Raw genomic sequence first — 637 nt, 5'->3', positions numbered from 1 at the left:
CGGGACCGCCGGGACCGGCAGCTGGGTCTGATCGAGGAGGTCAAGGCCCTGCGCCCGGTGCCACCGGCCCGCAAGCGGGACGACCCGCACCGCCGCACCCCGGTCGACGCCTGGCTGGGACTCGCCGACTTCGTCGACGAGCGGTTGACCGGGCTGCACGGCCGGCTCCTCGAACTGGAGGAGGAGCTGCGCCGGACCGAACACGATCTCGGCGTTGCCGAGGACAAGCTGTCCCGCGCCTCCACCGACGCCCCGTCGGCGCACGTGGAGACCTCGTCGTGCGCGGTCCTGACGCTCGACGGCACGAGCGGCGCGGAGGTGGAGGTGGAGGTGGAGTACGGGGTGCCCGGCGCCGTCTGGGTACCGTCCTACCGCCTCACCCGCCGTCAGGGCGAGGGCGATGGGCGTCTGGTGCTGCGCGCGTCGGTCGCCCAGCGCACGGGCGAGGACTGGACCGGTGTCCGCATCGCCCTGGCCACCGCCGACCTGCGCCGCCGCACCGACCTGCCCCGGCTCCACTCGGTCCGGATCGGACGCAGTCAGCCCGCCCCCGCCCGTTCGGGCTGGCGCGAGCACCCGGCGGGGCTGGCCGATCTGTTCGCCGGATACGACGCGGCAGGTCCCCGCCCGGTCACGG

At 75.4% G+C, this 637-nt stretch carries 1 protein-coding gene; it reads left to right on the top strand.

Annotated elements, in window-relative coordinates; translation table 11 throughout:
• On the top strand, window positions 1-637 hold a 637-nt coding region (locus B7L92_RS37155; protein ID WP_143626474.1), incomplete at both ends, for a DUF4139 domain-containing protein.

The organism is Streptomyces viridosporus, from assembly GCF_002078235.1.
Classification (GTDB): Bacteria; Actinomycetota; Actinomycetes; order Streptomycetales; family Streptomycetaceae; genus Streptomyces; species Streptomyces viridosporus.
This window is presented reverse-complemented; position numbering and strand designations above follow the sequence as displayed.